Below are 14,258 nucleotides of genomic sequence, written 5' to 3' on the forward strand. Positions count from 1 at the left end.
GAAGTGGGAGTGCATTAAAATGATTAAGTTTTTATATGTATCACTTGTATGTGGTCTTTTATCTGGTGCAGGCATATTTTTAAAGACGGATATATTTCCTTCGATGGCTGTTCCAATGATTTTTGGTGTAATAGGAATTATTGCAGCATTGATTACAATACCGGATAAAGAAATAAATGGTATGCTCAAATTCGGTGGTGTGTTAATTAATACGATGCCAATTCTGGGCGCTTTAACGTTAACTTAATAATGTATAAATTGAGTATCTTTGCGATTGCGTGAATGATACTTTTTTTATGAATTTTATAAAATATGGAGAGACAATGTGTGATTAGCAATAAAGTTCTTAAACATAAGTTTAATTTTTCTTTATAACACCGTGTACATTTCAATATTTACAGTTTAGATAAGCTGAAATATGTTAAAATAGTATTTAAATTGGAGGTGGCAAGATTGGATAAAGCAAGAGGCCTCATTATGACTTTAGTAATCGCAATGGTCGCTACAATTATGGGCAGTAAATTCCCTATCATTGGGAGTGCTATATTTGCAATCATAATAGGTATTTTAATTAATAATATAATAACAATCCCTAAAAAATATGATGCTGGTATAAAATTCAGCAGTAAAAAAATATTACACTATAGTATAGTCGTGTTAGGGTTTACATTAAGCTTCCAATCTATTGGCACCATCGGTTGGAGATCTTTACCAATTATTTTTGTTACATTGTTTGCAGCGGCATTAATTGTTTATGTATTAATGAAACTGTTTAATATTAATGAACATTTAAGTATATTAATTGGGGTAGGGACTTCCATATGTGGTGGTTCAGCAATTGCCGCAACGAGTCCGGTTATAAAAGCAAAGGAAAGTGAAGTTGCATTTGCTATTTCGACGATTTTCTTATTTAATCTCATAGCAGTGTTCATCTTCCCACCAATTGGTCATATCATGCATATGGGACAAGCGACTTTTGGTTATTTTGGAGGAACGGCGATTAACGACACGTCAAGTGTCATTGCAGCAACTTCTAATTACGGTAAAACTGCATTGGAAACAGGGGCCGTTGTTAAATTAACACGTACGTTAATGATTATTCCAGTCGTTTTATTTTTTACATATAGAACTATTAAAAAAGAAAAAGAGAAGCAATCGCACACATCCATAGCTAAAATCTTCCCATGGTTTATTGTTTGGTTTGTCATAGCATCATTGATAAGTACAATTTTCAATTTTTCACCATCAGTGATTCATATGTTTCAACAATTATCGTTATTTTTAATTACAATAGCGATGGCTGGTATTGGTTTGAATGTGGATTTCAAACAATTTAGACAAGCGGGTATCAAACCTATATTACTTGGTTTAGTGACTTGGATCGTTGTTATTATTACAAGTTTAATCACTATGAAATTAATCAACTTATTGTAATGTTTGTTCTATAAGGTGATTTTTCATATAATAGGAAAAATAGAATTTTTATATGAGATAAGGAGTATCTAAATGGCAGAGGAAACAAGTTATTTTTGGTTAAACTGCGGTTATAATCGCTGGAACCATAATGAACCAATGGTTGGACAAACAACATTATTTGAATCAGGTGCACAATTTAATCCCTCTCAAGGTTTCCGTTCATTTAAACAGGCCAAAGTTGGTGACCAGGTCATCTTTTATCAAGTGCAGATGGACACTGGTTTATTAGGATTTGGTGAAATCACAAGTGTACAAACGGGTGCTCAAAATAAAATTCGCGTTCATTTTGAATTACAAGAACAATTAAAGCCGTTAACAGCTGATTATTTAAAAAGAAGTGAACAGTTAGAATTTAGAATGGGTAATATGAAAGAAACATTATTTAATCAAATTACTAAAGAAGAGTATGAACTAATCGTTAGCTTAGGCAAAGGCCAAACTAAAATACCTAGATACTTTTTTATATCTGAGGAACAAGAATTTGAACCAGAATCATATAACACGATATTTACACATACGTATAATGGTATAAAAAGAAATGGTTATCATTTTTATACACAGTTAGAAATAGGGGACCAACTTGTTTTTTATAATAAAAAACGAGAGCAATCGGTCATTGGCGTTGGTGAAGTGAGTAAACATATACATGAAAAGCCACCTATTCCTGGTAGAACTAATAGTACGGCTATTGAAGTATATTTTGAAAAAGAAATTGAACCTGTCTCATTAAGTACTTTGAATAAGCATCCTAAATTAAAAAATCTTTACTACTTACAGGAAAATGCAAAACAAGCGATTGCAAGTATGTCACAAACGCAATTTGAATCTATACTTGAAATGAGTGCGAATGATGGTTTGAAACCACAATTTGAAGCCGTGCAAAGCGATAATGTGATAGATAAGCCAGCAGAAGATTTGAAACCATTTATTCTGCTTGTAGTAGATAAAGGAGAAGGATTAAAAGCGGCAGAAGACTTATTGCAAAAAACAAATGCGAATCCAGTTATTACTTCTGGGCACCCGGATTTCACAGAAGACATGCTTTATGGAAAATATTTACCAAATGAGACGGGCGCTTTATATTATAGAGAAGGTTTTATAACGAATCTCATGCCTCGAAAAGATAAAAGTTATTTAGTTATAGATAATTTTAACCGTATAGATCCTGATATTTTTCAAACATATATCAATGTGTTGGAAGGCTATGAGATGACGTTACCACGTTATAATAAAGATGGTACTATGGTTAAATGGTCTAGAAAAAAAGATTCGTTTTATCATTTTAATCCGAATTGGCATATTGTCGCTATCACGTATGACAGTTTAAATGAAATTAAACAAAAATACACAGAACAGTTTCTAAAATATACTAGAATTGTTAAAGTGAACCAAGATTAAAAAGAGTTTAGAATAATTGAACTTATACGTTATGATGAAGCATAAGTAATTATGAAAGCATATGAAATGATCAATCCTTCAAGAATGGATTGGTCATTTTTTTATGCAAAGTATGACAATATAAATGTCTATTAATTATTTAAATTATAGTGGATACTTTTAAAACAGAAGCGTAAAAAAGACATAATGTTTTTAATCGACGAGCACTGATAGGAATAGGCAGATATAAGCACTTATGATTTATTTTAAGGAAATTAGGATATAATAAAAGTAAGTCCCATTATATAATGATAATGGTAGACTAAATATATCATTTTAGGAGCGTTGTATATGCCAATAATTTATTATGATGGTAACTGTGTTTATTGTTATAACTATGCGATCTGGTTAATTCAACACGGACTTTCTACACGTTATCAATTTGCCAAATTACAGGGTGATGTAGCACAAAATTTATTAGAAAATTATCCAGAAGCGCAACAATACGATAGTGTGATTTTACAAGAAGGTGACCAGTTGAAATATAAATCTGATGCAATTACAACCTTAATCACATCGTTGACTAACTACAAATGGTTAGGTATCTTGTTGCGTTTCGTGCCAAATATAATCAGAGATTTTGGTTATCAATTATTTGCTGATAATAGAAATCATATGTGGAAAACCCATTGGCATGAACCTAATGATTATGAAAAATCATTTTTTATTGACTGATTATTTTTTACTGAAAATACGGAGGAAACAAACATGGGAAAAATTATTGTAATTGGTAGTGCATCAATAGATTTAGTTGTAAAAACTGATATATTGCCCGAAGCAGGAGAAACAGTAATGGGCACTTCATTTTTTACTAATCCTGGTGGCAAAGGCGCAAATCAAGCGGTAGCGGCTGCACGCTTAAGTAATGAAGTGTATATGATAGGTGCAGTGGGCGATGATGCATACGGCAAACAAATTTTGGAAAACTTGAAAGATAATCATGTTGATACCACTTACATGGACATCATTGACAATGAGAAGTCAGGTACAGCACACATTACATTATTTGAAGATGATAATCGTATTATTGTCGTTCCGGCTGCCAATAACTATATTACACCAGATATTGTTTTGCCAAAGTTGGAAAACTTTGGTGAAGATGACATTATTTTGCTCCAACATGAAATTCTTGAAGCAACGGTTCAATCAGTTGTCACATATGCAGCAAAGCATGGTATCAAAGTTATTTTAAATCCTGCGCCTTATCGTGAATTGGATAAAGAAGTAATCGAAAAAGTAACATGGATAACGCCGAACGAATCAGAAAGTGAATTACTATTTGACCATCAAGTAGAACAAGCACTTAAAGCATATCCACGTAAACTTATTATTACGCAAGGCGCAAAAGGCGCATTGTTTTATAGCGATACGCAACAACTGATTGAAGGTTATAAAAAGGAAGTCATAGATACAACAGGAGCTGGAGATACTTTTAATGGTGCACTAGCAGTTGCATTAATTGAAAATAAGTCATTGGAAGATGCTGTGAATTTTGCTAATTTGGCTGGTAGTTTTTCAGTGACAGGTTTAGGTGCACAAGGCGCAATGCCGTATAGAAAAGACTTGGAATAAGTAGTGCGCAATTTGTTATAATAAGTGTAGGTCATTAAATGGACATCTAAATTAAAATGATTCTAATTTAGAGCACGAATATTCTTTACAGATTAGAATTATTATAATATAATAATTATTGTAATCAAGAACGGTGTTGTCATTTAATGATAATATTGAAATTTAAAGGAGAGATTTTACATGGCAAAAAGTAATGAAGAAGTAGTAAAAGTATTAAATCAACAAGTAGCAAACTGGACAGTCGCATTCACAAAATTACACAATTTTCATTGGTATGTAAAAGGTCCTAATTTCTTCTCACTACACACAAAATTCGAAGAATTATATGACGAAGCAAGTCAATACATTGACGATTTAGCTGAGCGTATTTTAGCTGCTGGTGGTAATCCAGTTGCAACATTAAAAGAAAGTTTAGATCTTTCAATTATCAAAGAAGCAGGCAAAGGTTACAAAGCTGAAGAAATGGTTGAAGAACTTTCACAAGACTTCGATAATGTATCTAAACAATTAGAAGAAGCAATTGAAGTTGCTTCAAATGCAGATGATGATGTGACTGAAGATATGTTCATCGGTATGCAAACAAATATAGATAAACATAACTGGATGTTAAAATCATATTTAGGTAGATAATACATTCAGTTTAAGATAAAGAGAATAGTGTCTGGGCATATAGCTTAGACGTATAAAAGAGGCCCTGTCTATTTAAATAGACAGGGCCTCTTTCTTTATAAAAAATGTTAGCTGAGTGTTATGAATTAGCACACTAGCTCTATATGTACTTATTTACATATCAATCTGAAACCTAAAGAAAATGTTATTCAGCAATTTCTAATGCTATTTCCATCATTTGAGTGAAAGAGTTTTGGCGTTCTTCAGCAGTTGTCGCTTCATCACGTAAGATATGATCGCTTACTGTAAATATGCCTAAAGCTTTTTTATTTGCATAAGTAGCGTTTAAATATAGTGCTGCAGACTCCATTTCAATACCTAAGACACCCATGCGTTGCCATTGTTCATTGAATGTAGGGTCGGCATTATAGAACGTATCAGAAGATAAGATATTGCCAACATGTGTCGTAGCACCGATATCATCTGCTTTTTGTTTAGCTTTTAATATTAATTCAAAATCTGCTAATGGTGCAAAATGACCAGGAATGTTGTATTGCTCCACATAACTAGAATTCGTAGAAGCACCTTGTGCAATAATCACATCATATAAGTTAACGTTTTCTTGTAAAGCACCGCATGAGCCGATACGGATGATTGTGTCTACATCAAAGAAATTGTATAGTTCATACGAATAGATACCAATACTTGGAACGCCCATACCTGATCCCATTACAGATACTTCTTTACCATTATATGTACCAGTATAACCAAACATATTACGTACTTCGTTAAATTGTTCAACGTTTTCTAAATAGTTATCCGCAATATATTTTGCACGAAGTGGATCCCCTGGCATTAATACGGTTTTAGCTATTTTTTTCCCATTAGGTTGAATATGAGGTGTTGCTTTTGTCATAATCATCTTCTCCTTTAAATTCTTTATCAAATTAAAGATAACATTTGTTTATTATTTTTGCGAATTTTTGTAGTATAGAGGTAAAGAGAGAATGTTTATAAACATATATGTTTAATTTTACTATATAATTATGAGTGGGTTAAAACACCATATGCTAATAAACAAAATAATAGGAGGATTTAATATGAATTACGCAAAATATATAGACCACACATTACTTAAACCGGAATCTACGAGAAATCAAATAGATAAAATTATCGAGGAAGCGAAAGCGTTTAATTTTAAATCGATTTGTATTAATCCAACACATGTAAAATATGCTGCTGAACAACTTAAGGGTTCAGATGTATTAGTATGTACAGTTATAGGTTTTCCATTAGGAGCATCAACAACTGAAACAAAAATATTTGAAACAGAAGATGCTATTAATAAAGGTGCATCAGAAGTAGATATGGTAATTAATATTGGTGCTTTAAAAGATGGACGCTTTGAAGACGTTCAAAAAGATATCGAAGGTGTCGTAGGTGCAGCGAACGGTAAAACAGTTAAAGTTATTATTGAAACATGCTTATTAACTGATGAGGAAAAAGTCAAAGCAAGCGAATTAAGCAAGGTAGCTGGTGCTGATTTTGTTAAAACATCAACAGGATTTGCTGGTGGTGGTGCTACACCTGAAGATGTTAAGTTAATGAAAGATACAGTGGGCGATGATTTAGAAGTAAAAGCTTCTGGTGGCGTTAGAAATCTTGAAGACTTCAATCATATGCTTGAAGCAGGTGCCACACGTATTGGCGCTAGTGCAGGCGTTGAAATTGTACAAGGTTTAGAAAGTGACTCAGATTATTAATAAATAACTGAAATCTTGTCTGAATACAGTTATGTATTGACTTGAAAAATAGGGGAGGCCAACTCATATGAGAATGGTAGATATTATTGAAAAAAAACGTGATGGTCAAGCGCTAACGAAACAAGAAATTGAATACTTTATTGATGGATATACAAATGGAGATATTCCTGACTATCAAGCTTCTAGTTTAGCGATGGCGATTTATTTTCAAGATATGAATGATGATGAACGAGCTGCCTTGACGATGGCGATGGTTAATTCAGGTGATGTCATTGATTTATCTAATATTAATGGGGTTAAAGTGGATAAGCACTCAACGGGTGGTGTTGGTGATACGACGACACTAGTACTTGCACCATTAGTGGCTGCGGTAGGTGTGCCAGTAGCGAAAATGAGTGGTCGCGGACTAGGCCATACTGGTGGTACCATTGATAAATTAGAATCAGTTGAAGGTTTCCATGTTGAAATTAGCGAAGAACAATTTGTTAAATTGGTTAATGAGGCGAAAGTTGCAGTCATTGGTCAAACTGGGAATTTAACACCCGCTGATAAAAAACTATATGGACTTCGTGATGTTACCGGTACGGTGAATTCAATTCCACTGATTGCATCGTCTATAATGAGTAAAAAAATTGCTGCTGGCGCGGATGCAATTGTATTAGATGTTAAAACCGGTAATGGCGCATTTATGAAAACGTTAGAAGATGCAGAAGCGTTAGCGCATGCCATGGTTCGTATCGGTAATAATGTAGGTAGAAATACAATGGCAATTATTTCGGATATGGGCCAACCACTTGGCAATGCAATAGGTAATGCTTTAGAAGTTAAAGAAGCGATTGAAACGTTGCAAGGTAATGGACCAGAAGACTTAACAGAGTTAGTTATGACGCTAGGTTCACAGATGGTAGTCGTCGGTGGAAAAGCTCAAAATCTTGATGAAGCACGTAAAATGTTAGAACAAGCAATTCAAGATGGTTCAGCGTTAGAAAGTTTCAGAACATTTTTAGAAAACCAAGATGGCGATGGTTCTGTTGTAGACGATGTATCAAAATTACCACAAGCCAAATATCAAATTGAACTACCCGCACAAAGTGAAGGCATTGTAACTGAAATTATTGCAAATGAAGTCGGTGTAGCTTCTATGATGTTAGGTGCAGGCAGACAAACTAAAGAAGACGAAATAGATTTAAGTGTGGGTCTCGTATTGCATAAAAAGGTTGGAGATAGCGTCAACAAAGGAGAGGCTTTGTTAACAATCCACAGCAATCAAGAACAAATTGATAACGTAAAAGATAAACTATTGCAAAGTATTACGATTAGTGACACTGGTAATGAACCAACATTGATTCATAAAATAATTACTGAATAGGAGAGGAATATTATGACTACACCATTTAAACGAGTTCATTTAATTGTCATGGACTCTGTTGGTATTGGAGAAGGACCTGATGCAAAAGCTTTTGATGATGAAGGCAGTCACACTTTAAAGCATACGCTCGAAGGATTTGAACAGTCATTACCTAACTTACAAAAATTAGGTTTAGGTAATATTGAACCTCTTCCGGTTATTGATAAAGAAGCGGAACCACAAGCTTTTTACACAAAAATGAGTGAAGCTTCAGTCGGCAAAGATACCATGACTGGCCATTGGGAGATTATGGGGCTAAATATCATGCAACCATTTAAGGTCTATCCAGAAGGATTTCCAGAAGAACTGGTTAATGAAATCGAAACGTTAACAGGACGTAAAGTTGTAGCCAATCGTCCTGCATCCGGTACGCAAATCATAGATGAATGGGGCGAACATCAGATGAAGACGGGTGATCTAATTGTCTATACTTCTGCAGACCCAGTACTTCAAATTGCAGCTCATGAAGATATTATTCCCTTAGAGGAACTATATGACATCTGTGAAAAAGTAAGAGAATTAACCAAGGATCCTAAATATTTAATAGGCAGAATCATTGCTAGACCTTATATTGGAGAGCCAGGTTCATTTAAACGAACTTCTAATAGACATGACTATGCATTAAAACCATTTGGTAGAACAGTAATGAATGAATTAAAAGATAATGGTTATGATGTCATTGCCCTTGGTAAAATTAATGATATATTTGACGGTGAAGGTGTGACTGAATCGATACGTACCAAAGATAACATGGATGGTATTGATAAATTAATTGAAACTGTGCAACGTGACTTTAATGGGTTAAGCTTTTTAAATCTTGTTGATTTCGATGCCCTTTATGGCCATCGTCGTGATAAACCTGGATATGCACAAGCGATTAAAGATTTTGATGAACGTTTACCTGAACTTATGAATCACTTACAAGAAGAAGATTTAGTTATTATTACAGCAGACCATGGTAATGATCCAACTGCAGATGGTACGGATCATACTAGAGAATACATTCCTGTACTTATGTTTAGTCCTAAAATGACTGACTATCATGAGCTAACGATAGACAGCACATTTAGTTCTTTAGGTGCAACGATTGCTGATAATTTTGGTGTGAAATTACCTGAATTTGGCAAAAGCTATTTGAAAGAAATGGGTGTTGAAAAGTAATGCATATTTTAAGAATGCTATTTGGAATTGTCTTTAGTGTTGCAGGGGTACTCCATTTTAAAGATGAAGAACAATTTAGATGTATTGTACCAGCGTACTTACCATTTCGAAAAGCAGCTGTGTTAATCACAGGCATTATGGAAATCGTGTTTGGTGTCATATTATTAATGAAACAACCTACTAAGGGTCAAAAAAATGCACTCATAGCGTTTTTATGGGCGGTCTTACCAGCGAATATTTATATGGCGCGCAAACAAATTCCAATTGCTGGTCAACAACTTCCGAAATGGGCTTTATACGGACGTATTCCATTGCAATTTGTGATGATGAAATTAATCAAAAAATTATAACTTACTAAACTAAAATAAGAGAGCACATGCGTTTGAAATGACGCTGTGCTCTCTTATTTTATATATTTATAAAATGCTAACTCACATTATAAATTATTGTGCTTCACCATAGATATCATGCCATTCAGCTTTTTTGTCTAAGAATGTTTGGGCTATTTCTTTGGCGCCTTCTAATGAATGGCTAGCAGCCCAACCACATTGAACTTCATTACATGCTGGCACTTCTGTAGCATTTAATACATCTTTAATTGTTGCTTCGATAATATTTAACACATCTTCATAGTCATCATGATTGATAAATGAAACGTAAAATCCTGTTTGGCAACCCATTGGACTAATATCAACGACTTTATCTGAATGATTTCTAATATTTTCTGCCATTAAATGTTCTAATGAATGTAATCCAGGCATATCCATATGCTCTTTGTTTGGTTGTTTAAAGCGGATATCATATTTATGAATTACATCACCGTTAGCGCCTTCCATTTTCCCTGCTAATCTCACAAAAGGTGCTACAACGATTGTATGATCTAAATTAAAACTTTCTACGTTCATTTTTGGCATGGTGTATCCTCCTCATATATAACTTAAATTAATTGTAACAAGTTAAAAGAGGATTTACAATTTTTGAAATGTGGTATAAAGGGGTATGAAAGTTATTTTTATAAATTTCAGAAAATGAATGACAGAATTCAATAAACCCGATAGAATAAGTAATAATTAAATCATGTTTTGTGCATTATGAATCATATGTTGTGTTATTTAATAAATTACTTATTGCATTTGATTTATTTTATAAATTGAGTATAAACATAATGCCAAGTAATTTAGGAGGCAGTGTTGAATTATGGAAAATAAACAAATTGTATTGGACTATATAGAAAATGAAAAGTATAAATATTTAGAAATGAGCCATCAAATCCATCAAAGACCTGAATTAGGTAATGAGGAGATATTTGCATCTAGAACGTTAACGGAAACGTTAACGCAACATGGTTTTGAAGTCGAAACAAATATAGCAGGACATGCGACTGGCTTTATAGCAAGTTATGATTCAGGACAAACGGGACCAACTATAGGTTACTTGGCCGAATATGATGCATTGCCAGGGTTAGGTCACGCGTGTGGTCATAATATTATTGGTACCGCTAGTACATTTGCGGGTATAGCCTTAAAGCAAGTGATTGATAAAGTCGGCGGAAAAGTAATTGTATTAGGCTGTCCTGCAGAAGAAGGTGGAGAAAACGGTAGTGCTAAAGCGACTTATGTTAAAGAAGGTATTATTGATGATTTAGATATCGCCTTAATGGTGCATCCTGGTAATGAAACATACAGAACAATCAATACTTTGGCTGTAGATGTACTAGATGTTAAATTTTTTGGTAAAAGTGCGCATGCATCTGAAAATGCAGATGAAGCGAAAAATGCACTTGATGCAATGATTTCATATTTTAATGGGGTTGCGCAATTACGTCAGCATATAAAAAGTAGTCAACGTGTCCATGGCGTTATATTGGATGGTGGACAAGCAGCGAATATTATACCTGATTTTACACATGCGAGATTCTATACTAGAGCAACAAGTCGCCATGAGTTAGACATTTTAACTGAACGAGTTGGTCAAATAGCTAAAGGTGCGGCATTGCAAACTGGATGTGATTATGAATTTGGACCTATACAAAATGGCGTGAACGAGTTTATAAAATCTTCAAAACTAGATGATTTATTTGCTAAATATGCAACAGAAATGGGTGAAGCTGTCATTGATGATGATTTTGGTTATGGCTCTACTGACACGGGAAATGTGAGTCATGTTGTACCAACGATACATCCACATATTAAAATTGGATCACGTAATTTAGTAGGTCATACGCATAGATTTAGAGAGGCTGCAGCAAGTACCCATGGGGACCAAGCGTTAATTAGAGGTGCTAAGATTCTCTCGCTTATGGGATTAGAATTATTAACGAATCAAGCGTTGTTTGATGAGATTATTGAACAACATCAATTTATAAAGGGGCATAAAAAATGACTAAAGAACGCTCTCATAGACCCAAATTAACACTTAGTGACCTTTACGATTCTAGCGTTGTCTATACTTCTAGACCGTCTTATATTTCAAATCCATGGCTGGAACCTGAAGAACACCAATCGAATTTTTTAACAGGTAGAGAGCTGATAATAGCTAATCATATGCCAGTAATCGTTCATGAAGCGAGCGTCACTGATAAATTAAAGCAGTTATTTGAAGCGGTAGGGAAAACAATGCCTACAAATATCATTCAATTCAACGATCAACAAAGTTATGAACAAACTTTAAAAGTGTTAGCGCAAGAAGAGAATAAGAAAATTTATTTTCAATATATTCATGGTGAAGATATATTAACTAAAGCGCATTATGCACTAGATAAAGATATCTTTGTTGCATTAAATAATAAAGCAAGAATTCCTGAATGGACGAACAATCAATTCCTTCCCCGTCGAGAAGTTGTAAACATTGAAGATTTTGAGGCGGCGGTGTCTGAATGGTCGTTCCCATTTGTATTAAAACCTGGGGATGACTTACCAACTGCTGGCGGGTATGGTGTAATGATTTGTTATTCAGAAGAAGATTTAACAAAAGCAAAAACACGAATTGCTCAAGCTCAATCAGAAACAGACACAATGATTATAGAGCAAAAGATAGAAGCGATTGCTAATTATTGTGTACAATTTGCATATTCTGAAAATGGAGGCATACGATATATAGGTACTTCAGCTCAACTCACAGATGCTTACGGCTATTATAGTGGAAATGAAAATGCGCCGGATGTACCTAAACACGTGATAGAAGCTGGTAGAGAAATCATGGAAATTGGGGTATCTAAAGGTTACTTTGGCGTAGCGGGCTTTGACTTGTTATTAGACGACAAAAATGATGTATATGCGATTGATTTGAATTTTAGACAAAATGGTTCGACAAGTATGTTGTTGTTAGAGCCTTTACTTCAACAAGGCTATCATAAATTTTATAGTTATATTTCGCCTGGTGATAACGAACAATTTTTTGCGACAATTTTGAAATATGTGCGACTGGGCGTATTATTTCCACTTTCTTATTATGATGGTGAATGGTTTGAAAATGATACGGTGCAATCTAGATTTGGTTGTATATGGCATGCTGAAAACAAAGCTACGGTTGATACATTGGAGCAACAATTTCTAAAAGAGATTCAAGAAAAATAAAATGTGGAATTAAAATTAGTGGTTCTACTCAGTAGATAATAATTTAAAAGCTAAAAATGTAAAGTGTCTGGGACATAAATAGGTGTCTCAGATTTTTTAATTGGACAATAGATGTGAACTACTACCAGCGATCCAAAGTACTATTGATATATTTTATGCGAATGCGTAGTGGTTATGTATACGATTAGAATATTAGCCAAGGAAGAGAATGACTTTTATTCTTTAATTTTTATTGAAAAATTTGATTCCTGTTAATACTTTCTAAATTTATAAGGAACATTCGTTGATTGACTAGAAACATACAGTCATTTATATTTTAAATATAAGTAATTATTATAAATGAATTGAAGGTGAAAATATGTCTTACAAAGAAAGTTCATTTTTTCAAGATATTTTAATAAATGAAGTTTTTTATGTCGCAACTAAATCAAAGCATTTGATTAGACAAGAAATATCTGAACAAAATGTAGTATGTGCTTGGACAGATAAAGCAACAGCAGAAAGTTATTTAAATAAAGAGCAAATTGAATATGACAAAGTAAAAACGGTTGATATTGATCGTTTTGTAACTTATGAAATTGACGATATTTTTGATGAAGATGATGAGGTATTGATGAACCCAACTTCACATAAAGATGGTGAACGCGTTCGTATCGTTGCAGCTTCAAATGAATTGATGTCTGATTTGGATAGTATTAGATTGAAAGAATTTGTTAAAGATGTTGCTAAAGAAGATGCTGTGTTTGGATTAACTAATAAGAATGAAAAACAATTTATCATGATCAGTGATGAAGCACACCAAAAACCACATATTATGCCTGTATGGAGTATTAAAAACAGAGCTGAAAAGGTGAGAAATCAAGATTTTGAAGAATGTGAAATTATTGAGATTGAAGGGGAAGTATTTGCTGAATGGTTAGATACGTTACGTGATGATGACCATGCAGTTGCAATAGACTTGAAGCCAGGCGTAGTCGGAACAGTTGTGCCTGCTCAAAAAGTAATTGACCAGTTAACATTTTAATTAAAGGTTATCAACAATATAGCTGTTTATGAGTTATGTATTTATAATATTTATAATTTAGAGCACAAATTTTATCGTATCGAAATAGTTATAGATTTGTTTGGAGTAATAACTAGTTGAAATAAAGAGATTGAGTCATAAATAGATAATGTCAAAAAGTCTGGAACATAATTAGGCGTCTAGGCTTTTTGTCAATTTAAACAATTGGTGTAAAGTCCAACTGCTTATTTTAA

Annotated in this window: 15 protein-coding genes; 13 read left to right on the forward strand and 2 right to left on the reverse strand. The window is 33.6% G+C overall.

Annotated elements, in window-relative coordinates:
- Positions 1-19: 19 nt before the first annotated feature.
- The 6 genes from ACM6UH_RS04690 (at position 20) to ACM6UH_RS04715 (ending at position 5,115) form a co-directional block, all read left to right on the forward strand.
- Positions 20-247: a hypothetical protein gene (locus tag ACM6UH_RS04690; RefSeq protein ID WP_011302647.1), complete on the forward strand. Its 228-nt coding sequence runs from the start codon at positions 20-22 to the stop codon at positions 245-247.
- A 206-nt stretch (positions 248-453) separates the two neighbouring features.
- Positions 454-1,434, forward strand: a complete 981-nt coding sequence (locus ACM6UH_RS04695; RefSeq protein ID WP_011302648.1) for a YeiH family protein — start codon at positions 454-456, stop codon at positions 1,432-1,434.
- 72 nt (positions 1,435-1,506) lie between these two features.
- Positions 1,507-2,874 carry an EVE domain-containing protein gene (locus ACM6UH_RS04700; RefSeq protein WP_011302649.1) on the forward strand — a complete coding sequence of 456 codons (1,368 nt, stop codon included), beginning with the start codon at positions 1,507-1,509 and terminating at the stop codon, positions 2,872-2,874.
- Between the two features lie 330 nt (positions 2,875-3,204).
- Positions 3,205-3,588: a thiol-disulfide oxidoreductase DCC family protein gene (locus ACM6UH_RS04705; RefSeq protein ID WP_002482690.1), complete on the forward strand. Its 384-nt coding sequence runs from the start codon at positions 3,205-3,207 to the stop codon at positions 3,586-3,588.
- A gap of 33 nt (positions 3,589-3,621) precedes the next feature.
- A complete protein-coding gene (gene rbsK, locus ACM6UH_RS04710) occupies positions 3,622-4,485 on the forward strand; it encodes a ribokinase (RefSeq protein WP_011302650.1) in 864 nt (287 codons plus the stop codon).
- A 180-nt stretch (positions 4,486-4,665) separates the two neighbouring features.
- Entirely contained in the window at positions 4,666-5,115 is a 450-nt protein-coding gene (locus ACM6UH_RS04715; protein WP_011302651.1) for a Dps family protein, read from the forward strand.
- A 184-nt stretch (positions 5,116-5,299) separates the two neighbouring features.
- On the opposite strand, the gene deoD is transcribed toward ACM6UH_RS04715, so the two are convergent.
- Positions 5,300-6,010: a purine-nucleoside phosphorylase gene (gene deoD / locus ACM6UH_RS04720; RefSeq protein ID WP_011302652.1), complete on the reverse strand. Its 711-nt coding sequence runs from the start codon at positions 6,008-6,010 to the stop codon at positions 5,300-5,302.
- Positions 6,011-6,194: 184 nt separating this feature from the next.
- On the opposite strand from deoD, the gene deoC reads away from it, so the two are divergent.
- The 4 genes from deoC (at position 6,195) to ACM6UH_RS04740 (ending at position 9,776) form a co-directional block, all read left to right on the forward strand.
- A complete protein-coding gene (gene deoC / locus ACM6UH_RS04725; RefSeq protein WP_002482694.1) occupies positions 6,195-6,857 on the forward strand; it encodes a deoxyribose-phosphate aldolase in 663 nt (220 codons plus the stop codon).
- A gap of 67 nt (positions 6,858-6,924) precedes the next feature.
- Positions 6,925-8,226 carry a pyrimidine-nucleoside phosphorylase gene (locus tag ACM6UH_RS04730; RefSeq protein ID WP_011302654.1) on the forward strand — a complete coding sequence of 434 codons (1,302 nt, stop codon included), beginning with the start codon at positions 6,925-6,927 and terminating at the stop codon, positions 8,224-8,226.
- Positions 8,227-8,238: 12 nt separating this feature from the next.
- Complete coding sequence (deoB, locus tag ACM6UH_RS04735) at positions 8,239-9,426, forward strand: phosphopentomutase (RefSeq protein WP_047503331.1); 1,188 nt, start codon at positions 8,239-8,241, stop codon at positions 9,424-9,426.
- Positions 9,426-9,776, forward strand: coding sequence for a DoxX family protein (locus ACM6UH_RS04740; protein WP_061050517.1), 351 nt, complete (start codon positions 9,426-9,428; stop codon positions 9,774-9,776). The genes deoB and ACM6UH_RS04740 overlap by 1 nt, the downstream gene beginning before the upstream one ends.
- Before the next feature lie 93 nt (positions 9,777-9,869).
- Here the strand turns inward: ACM6UH_RS04740 and ACM6UH_RS04745 are convergent, their stop codons facing one another.
- Positions 9,870-10,340 carry an S-ribosylhomocysteine lyase gene (locus ACM6UH_RS04745; RefSeq protein WP_002482698.1) on the reverse strand — a complete coding sequence of 157 codons (471 nt, stop codon included), beginning with the start codon at positions 10,338-10,340 and terminating at the stop codon, positions 9,870-9,872.
- Between the two features lie 283 nt (positions 10,341-10,623).
- Between ACM6UH_RS04745 and ACM6UH_RS04750 the strand changes: the two genes are divergently transcribed.
- From ACM6UH_RS04750 to ACM6UH_RS04760, 3 genes are all read left to right on the forward strand, one after another.
- Positions 10,624-11,808: a M20 family metallopeptidase gene (locus ACM6UH_RS04750; RefSeq protein WP_041080792.1), complete on the forward strand. Its 1,185-nt coding sequence runs from the start codon at positions 10,624-10,626 to the stop codon at positions 11,806-11,808.
- A complete protein-coding gene (gene ldmS, locus ACM6UH_RS04755) occupies positions 11,805-13,001 on the forward strand; it encodes an L-aspartate--L-methionine ligase LdmS (RefSeq protein WP_011302658.1) in 1,197 nt (398 codons plus the stop codon). Before ACM6UH_RS04750 ends, ldmS begins: the two co-directional genes overlap by 4 nt.
- 358 nt (positions 13,002-13,359) lie before the next feature.
- Complete coding sequence (locus tag ACM6UH_RS04760; RefSeq protein ID WP_047503326.1) at positions 13,360-14,025, forward strand: DUF2750 domain-containing protein; 666 nt, start codon at positions 13,360-13,362, stop codon at positions 14,023-14,025.
- Positions 14,026-14,258 lie beyond the last annotated feature (233 nt).

Origin of the sequence: Staphylococcus sp. LKG4-2, assembly GCF_050955665.1 — a bacterium.
Taxonomy (GTDB): Bacteria; Bacillota; Bacilli; order Staphylococcales; family Staphylococcaceae; genus Staphylococcus; species Staphylococcus saprophyticus.

Bases quoted from the DNA above. Each gene is read 5' to 3' on its own strand.
- ACM6UH_RS04690 (WP_011302647.1), top strand. From the start codon at position 20: ATGATTAAGTTTTTATATGTATCACTTGTATGTGGTCTTTTATCTGGT.
- rbsK (WP_011302650.1), top strand. From the start codon at position 3,622: ATGGGAAAAATTATTGTAATTGGTAGTGCATCAATAGATTTAGTTGTA.
- deoB (WP_047503331.1), top strand. From the start codon at position 8,239: ATGACTACACCATTTAAACGAGTTCATTTAATTGTCATGGACTCTGTT.
- ACM6UH_RS04745 (WP_002482698.1), bottom strand. From the start codon at position 10,340: ATGCCAAAAATGAACGTAGAAAGTTTTAATTTAGATCATACAATCGTT.
- ACM6UH_RS04740 (WP_061050517.1), top strand. From the start codon at position 9,426: ATGCATATTTTAAGAATGCTATTTGGAATTGTCTTTAGTGTTGCAGGG.
- ACM6UH_RS04705 (WP_002482690.1), top strand. From the start codon at position 3,205: ATGCCAATAATTTATTATGATGGTAACTGTGTTTATTGTTATAACTAT.
- ACM6UH_RS04750 (WP_041080792.1), top strand. From the start codon at position 10,624: ATGGAAAATAAACAAATTGTATTGGACTATATAGAAAATGAAAAGTAT.
- ACM6UH_RS04715 (WP_011302651.1), top strand. From the start codon at position 4,666: ATGGCAAAAAGTAATGAAGAAGTAGTAAAAGTATTAAATCAACAAGTA.
- ACM6UH_RS04730 (WP_011302654.1), top strand. From the start codon at position 6,925: ATGAGAATGGTAGATATTATTGAAAAAAAACGTGATGGTCAAGCGCTA.
- ldmS (WP_011302658.1), top strand. From the start codon at position 11,805: ATGACTAAAGAACGCTCTCATAGACCCAAATTAACACTTAGTGACCTT.
- ACM6UH_RS04760 (WP_047503326.1), top strand. From the start codon at position 13,360: ATGTCTTACAAAGAAAGTTCATTTTTTCAAGATATTTTAATAAATGAA.
- deoD (WP_011302652.1), bottom strand. From the start codon at position 6,010: ATGACAAAAGCAACACCTCATATTCAACCTAATGGGAAAAAAATAGCT.
- deoC (WP_002482694.1), top strand. From the start codon at position 6,195: ATGAATTACGCAAAATATATAGACCACACATTACTTAAACCGGAATCT.
- ACM6UH_RS04700 (WP_011302649.1), top strand. From the start codon at position 1,507: ATGGCAGAGGAAACAAGTTATTTTTGGTTAAACTGCGGTTATAATCGC.